This window comes from Actinomycetota bacterium (assembly GCA_036280995.1).
Lineage (GTDB): Bacteria > Actinomycetota > CALGFH01 > CALGFH01 > CALGFH01 > CALGFH01.
In genome coordinates, this window is the sequence record DASUPQ010000842.1 from 1 (window position 1) to 5,384 (window position 5,384).

The following is a 5,384-nucleotide window of genomic DNA, read 5'->3' on the forward strand; positions in this document are numbered from 1 at the left end:
GGTGAACAGCTCCTCGACCCCATGCCGCCGGGCCGCCGCCACGGCCAGCGTGCCCCCGTGCCCCTCGACCATCCCGCCCAACCGTTCCTCCCGCCGATTCACCGGGGGACCACCCCGGCGGTCCCCCGGACCCCCCCGGGCCCGCCCGATGCTATCCGGCTCGCCCGCACCTCGCCGAGTTTGCCCGGTCCTGCCGGCTGGGCGACGACCGGTCACCTCTGGCACCCTGCACGCCGTGATCCAACCGCCGCGTCCCCGGTTCGCCGCGCGCCACCCGCTGGTGACCCTGCTGGCCGCCCTGGTGCTGGCCGCCCTGGTGCTGGCGGGCGCCCTTCCCAGCCCCGCGGACGTGCTGCGCCGCGACCCACCCGGTTCCGGGGCCCCTACCGGGAGGGTAGCCCAGCCGGAGAAGCGCCTGCTGGCGGCTGTCCACAGGGGGGCCGGAGGGGCCGGGGGGGCCGGGCTCTCGGCAGGGGTGACCGAGTCGGGCCGGCCGCCCGAGGCCTCGATCCGCTGGCGCCGGTCGCGGGCGGTCGGCCGGCCCGACCGGGGCCGGCTGGCCGGCGGGGTTCAGCTCCCCGCCGAGGGGACCCACTTCGTCACCGTCGACCCGGTCCGGCGGACCAGCCCGAACCCAGGCTGGCGCCGCTGGGGCACCAACCGGCTGGTCCGGGTGGTGCTGCGGGTCGCCAGGGAGCACGCCGCCGCCCACCCGGAGGCGCCCCGCCTGGTCGTCGGCGACCTGAGCCGGCCCCGGGGCGGCCGCTTCGGGCCGGAGTTCGGCGGCGACGGCCACCGCTCCCACCAGAACGGCCTCGACGTCGACGTCTACTACCCGCGCCGGGACGGCACGGAGAAGATCCCCGGCAAGATCAGCCAGGTCGACCGGCGGCTGGCCCAGGAGCTGGTCGACCGGTTCGTGCGCGCCGGCGCCCAGTACGTGTTCGTCGGCCCTCGGACCCGCCTGCGCGGCCCGGCCAAGGTGGTGATGGTCCTCGGCAACCACGATGACCACCTCCACGTCCGCCTCCATCCCGCGACCCGGAGCCGCCGGTGACCCCGCCCGGCCCAGGCGTCCACCGGCCCCTGACCCGCCGCCAGGCGCTGGCGGCCGGGATGGTCCCGCTGCTGTCGGCGGTGGCCGGCTGCGACGCTGCCGGGACCGGCAAGGCCCCGATCGAGCCGCCGGCCCCGACCACCGTCCCCGCGCCGCCGAAGGGGCCGGTCCGGGCCGGGCTGGTCGCCTTTGGCGACTTCGGCGGGGGACGGGCCCAGGCGGCGGTGGCCAGGGCGATGGAGCGCTGGGCGGCCCGGCACCGGGTCGACGCGCTGGTCACCACGGGGGACAACGTCTACGAGCGGGGCGAGCCCGAGCTGTTCGCCGCCCAGCTGGACGAGCCCTACCGGGAGCTGCGCCGCACCCGGCCGCTGTGGGCGACGCTCGGCAACCACGACATCGCCGGCGGCCACGGCGCCACCCAACTGCGCCACCTCGGCCTGCCCAACCTGCCCTACGCCCGCACGCTGCCCGGCCTGCGGCTGCTGCTCCTGGACGCCAACCGGGTCGACGACGCCCAGACGGCCTGGCTGGACGACCAGCTGGCCGCGCCAGGGCCGGAGCCGCGGGTGGTCGTGTTCCACCACGCCGCCTGGTCGTGCAGCCGCCACGACTCCAACGAGCGGGTGCGCCGCGCCTGGGTGCCCGTGCTGGAGCGCCACCGGGTACCGCTGGTGCTCAACGGCCACGACCACAACTACCAGCGTTTCGTCTCCGCCCGCGGGGTCACCTACGTGGTCACCGGCGGGGGCGGGCGGGACCTCTACCCGCTGGACGGCTGCGCCGCCGGCACCCCCGAACGGGTCGCCGCCCACGTCCGCCACCACTTCACCGCCGTGGAGGTCCGCGACGGGTCGCTGGCCGTGACGGTGGTCGCCGACGACGACACCGTCCTCGACCGGGCCGTCATCGGCCGCTGAGGTCGACCTCGAACCAGATGGTCCGCCCGGCCGAGCTCTCGCGCACCCCCCAGCGGCTGGCCAGGGCGCGGACCAGCTCCAGCCCCCGGCCGCCGGCCGAGCGGACGGCGCCGATGCGCCGCCGCAGCCGCGCCGGCCCGCCGTCGTCGGACACCTCGACCCGGAGCCGGCGGCCGACCACCGCGTAGCCGACCTCCAGGGTGCCGCTGCCGGTGTCCGAGGCGGTGCGGTCGAGCGAGCTGGTCACCGTCTCGGAGACCAGCAGCTGGGCGGTCTCCCAGGCCGCCTCGGAGCCGCGGGTCAGGCCGCCCCGGACGAACCGCCGGGCGGCGGCCACCTCCTCGGGACGGCGGGCGAAGCGTCTGCGGATCAGTGCAGCCTTGGCCAGGTCCGTTCGCACGGGCGCTCCTCGGCTCGACGGCAGGGTGGGGGGACCGTCTCGCCCGGCTCCTTCCCAATCGTGGCGGGGCTAAACCTCGGCCAGGAACGCCCGCAGCTCCTCCAGCAGCCGGGGGCCGGCGAGCAGCTCGGGGTCGTTGTGGTCGGCGCCATCCAGGACCACCAGCCGCTTGGGCTGGGGCGCGGCCGCGAACAGGCGCCGGCTGTGCCCGACGGGGACGATGCCGTCGCGGCCGCCGGCCACCACCAGCAGGGGCGCGTCCAGCCGCCCGGCCAGCGCCGCCGAGTCGAACCGGTCCCGCAGCAGCCACGACACCGGCAGCACGGGATAGTGCACCCGCCCGACCTCGGCCAGGGACGCGAACGGCGACCGCAGCACCAGCGCCGCCGGCGGCCGCTCGGTGGCCAGCCGCAGCGCCACCGCCGCCCCCAGCGACTCCCCGAAGTAGACCAGCCGGGCCGGGTCGACCTCGGGCCGGGCGGCCAGGTACCCGACCGCCGCCCGGGCGTCGGCGGCCAGCCCCTCCTCGGTCGGGCTGCCCGGGTTCCCGCCGTACCCGCGGTAGTCGAACAGCAGCACCGCCAGCCCCATCCGGGCCAGCGCGGCGGCCAGCGCCGCCCGCATGGCCCGGTTCCCCCCGTTGCCGTTGCACACCAGCACCGCCGGCCCCCGCCCTCCAGCGCCGGGGACGAACCAGCCGCCGAGGCGGAGGCCGTCGGCGGTCTCGAAGCTGACGTCCTCGGCGCCGGAGAGGACCGAGGCGGCCGGGGGCACCGACCCCGACGGGAGGTAGATCAGGCGGCGCTGGAACACCCAGAGCAGCCCCACCGTGGCCGCCACGACCGCGGCCACGACCACCAGGACCATCCCGACGCGCATCCCTGAGCCGTACCATGATCGTCGCTCGGGCGCACCACTTCTGAACCAGCGGCGGGGAGGAGCGAGCATGGAGGTCGGGGTCGGGCTGCCCACGACCACGCCGGGCGCCGACGGGCGCGCCGTCCTGGAGTGGGCCAGGCGGGCCGAGGCGGGGCCGTTCGCCAGCCTGGGCGTGCTCGACCGGATGGTGTACCGCAGCGTCGAGCCGTTCGCGGCCCTGGCCGCGGCGGCCGCCGTCACGACCCGGGTCCGGCTGGTCACCATGGTGGTGATCGGGCCGCTGCGCAACACCGTGCTCCTGGCCAAGCAGGCCGCCTCCCTCGACCTGCTGTCCGGCGGCCGGCTCACCCTCGGCCTGGCCATCGGGGCCAGGGCCGACGACTACCAGGCGCTCGGCGTCGACCAGGCCGGCCGCGGCCGGCGCCTGGGCGAGCAGCTGGCCGAGCTCCGCGCCATCTGGGAGAAGGGCGAGGTCGGTCCCGAGCCGGTCCAGCCGGGCGGCCCGCCGCTGCTGGCCGGCGGGCTGACGGGGGAGGCGTTCGCCCGCATGGCCCGCGGCGCCGACGGCTACGTCCACGGCGGCGGCCCGCCCCGGGCCTTCGCCGGCGCCGCCGCCAGGGCGTGGGCGGCCTGGCGGGACCTGGAGCGGCCGGGCCGCCCCCAGCTCTGGGGCCAGGGCTACTTCGCCCTCGGCGAGCCCGACGCCGGCGAGGCCTACCTGCGCGACTACTACGCCTTCACCGGACCGTTCGCGGCCAAGATCGCCGCCGGCAACCTCACCAGCGGCCGGGCCGTCAAGGACTTCGTCCGCGGCTACGAGGACGCCGGCTGCGACCACCTGGTGCTGCTGCCCACCGTCTCCGACCCGGCCCAGCTCGACCGCCTGGCCGACGTGCTCGGCTGAGAGGAGGCCGGCATGCGCATCGGGGTCCTGGGCGGCGGCCCGGCCGGGCTGTACTTCGCCCTGCTGGCCAAGCGGGCCGACCCCGCCCACGAGATCACCGTGGTCGAGCGCAACGCCCCCGACGCCACCTTCGGCTGGGGGGTGGTGTTCTCCGAGGAGACCCTGGGGGCGCTGCGCGACGCCGACTACCCGAGCTACGTGGAGATCACCGACACCTTCGCCCGCTGGAGCGCCATCGACGTGGTCTACGGCGGCCGCACGGTCCGCTCCGGCGGGCACGTGTTCTCGGCCATCGCCCGCAGGCGGCTGCTGGAGATCCTGCAGCGGCGCTGCCGCGAGGTCGGGGTCGAGCTGGTCTTCCAGCGGGAGGTCCCCGACCTGGAGGGGTTCGCCGGCCGCGACCTGGTGGTCGCCGCCGACGGGGCCAACTCCACCGCCCGGCGGCTGCTGGAGCCGCACCTGCGCCCGACCCAGGACGTGCACCGGTCGAGATTCATCTGGTTCGGCACCGACCTGCCCCTTGACGCCTTCACCTTCATCTTCCGCACGACCGGGCACGGCATCTTCCAGGTCCACGCCTACCCGTTCGACGCCGACACCAGCACCTTCATCGTCGAGTGCACCGAGGGCACCTGGCGGGCGGCCGGGCTCGACCAGGCCGGCGAGTCCGAGAGCATCGCGTTCTGCCAGGAGCTGTTCGCCCCCGAGCTGGGCGGGCACAAGCTGCTGTCGAACCGGTCGCTGTGGATCAGCTTCGTCACCGTCCGCTGCCACAGCTGGCACCACGGCAACGTGGTCCTGCTCGGCGACGCCGCCCACACCGCCCACTTCACCATCGGGTCGGGCACCAAGCTGGCCATGGAGGACGCGGTCGCCCTCGGCCAGGCCGTGGCGCGCCACCCGGCCGACCTGGAGGCCGCCTTCACCGACTACGAGCTGGAGCGCCAGCCGGTGGTCGAGCGCTTCCAGGAGGCGGCCCGCGACAGCGCCACCTGGTTCGAGAACGTGCGCCGCTACGACGGCTTCGGCCCGGTCCAGTTCGCCTGCAACCTGCTGACCCGCTCGGGCCGCATCGGCCACCTGGAGCTGACCCGGCGCGACCCGGCCTTCGCGGCCGCCGTGGACCGGCGCTTCGCCGGCCGGGACGGCCTCCTGCTGGCCCCGCCGCCGCTGTTCGCGCCCCTGGACCAGCGGGCGGTGCGCCTGGCCAACCGGGTCGTCCTG

The 5,384-nt window shown here is 76.5% G+C and carries 6 protein-coding genes; 4 read left to right on the forward strand and 2 right to left on the reverse strand.

Translation table 11 applies throughout. From position 1 onward, the window contains the following. Positions 1 to 235: 235 nt before the first annotated feature. Both VF468_28145 and VF468_28150 read left to right on the forward strand, forming a co-directional pair. Positions 236 to 1,057 (forward strand): penicillin-insensitive murein endopeptidase, encoded by an 822-nt coding sequence (locus VF468_28145; GenBank protein ID HEX5882156.1) that lies wholly within the window; start codon positions 236 to 238, stop codon positions 1,055 to 1,057. Continuing rightward, a complete protein-coding gene (locus VF468_28150; GenBank protein ID HEX5882157.1) occupies positions 1,054 to 1,977 on the forward strand; it encodes a metallophosphoesterase in 924 nt (307 codons plus the stop codon). The genes VF468_28145 and VF468_28150 overlap by 4 nt, the downstream gene beginning before the upstream one ends. On the opposite strand, the gene VF468_28155 is transcribed toward VF468_28150, so the two are convergent. Together VF468_28155 and VF468_28160 are read right to left on the reverse strand one after the other, a co-directional pair. After that, the gene (locus tag VF468_28155) at positions 1,964 to 2,377 is read right to left on the reverse strand and encodes an ATP-binding protein (protein HEX5882158.1); all 414 of its coding nucleotides are present in this window, start codon (positions 2,375 to 2,377) and stop codon (positions 1,964 to 1,966) included. The genes VF468_28150 and VF468_28155 overlap by 14 nt on opposite strands. A 69-nt stretch (positions 2,378 to 2,446) precedes the next feature. Next, positions 2,447 to 3,256 (reverse strand): alpha/beta hydrolase, encoded by an 810-nt coding sequence (locus VF468_28160; protein HEX5882159.1) that lies wholly within the window; start codon positions 3,254 to 3,256, stop codon positions 2,447 to 2,449. A 67-nt stretch (positions 3,257 to 3,323) separates the two neighbouring features. Between VF468_28160 and VF468_28165 the strand changes: the two genes are divergently transcribed. Together VF468_28165 and VF468_28170 are read left to right on the forward strand one after the other, a co-directional pair. Continuing rightward, on the forward strand, positions 3,324 to 4,160 hold the full coding sequence (locus tag VF468_28165) for an LLM class flavin-dependent oxidoreductase (GenBank protein HEX5882160.1): 837 nt from the start codon (positions 3,324 to 3,326) through the stop codon (positions 4,158 to 4,160). 12 nt (positions 4,161 to 4,172) lie between these two features. Then, a partial coding sequence (locus VF468_28170; protein ID HEX5882161.1) for an FAD-dependent monooxygenase occupies positions 4,173 to 5,384 on the forward strand: 1,212 nt, incomplete at its 3' end.

Bases quoted from the DNA above. Each gene is read 5' to 3' on its own strand.
- VF468_28160 (HEX5882159.1), bottom strand. From the start codon at position 3,256: ATGCGCGTCGGGATGGTCCTGGTGGTCGTGGCCGCGGTCGTGGCGGCC.
- VF468_28165 (HEX5882160.1), top strand. From the start codon at position 3,324: ATGGAGGTCGGGGTCGGGCTGCCCACGACCACGCCGGGCGCCGACGGG.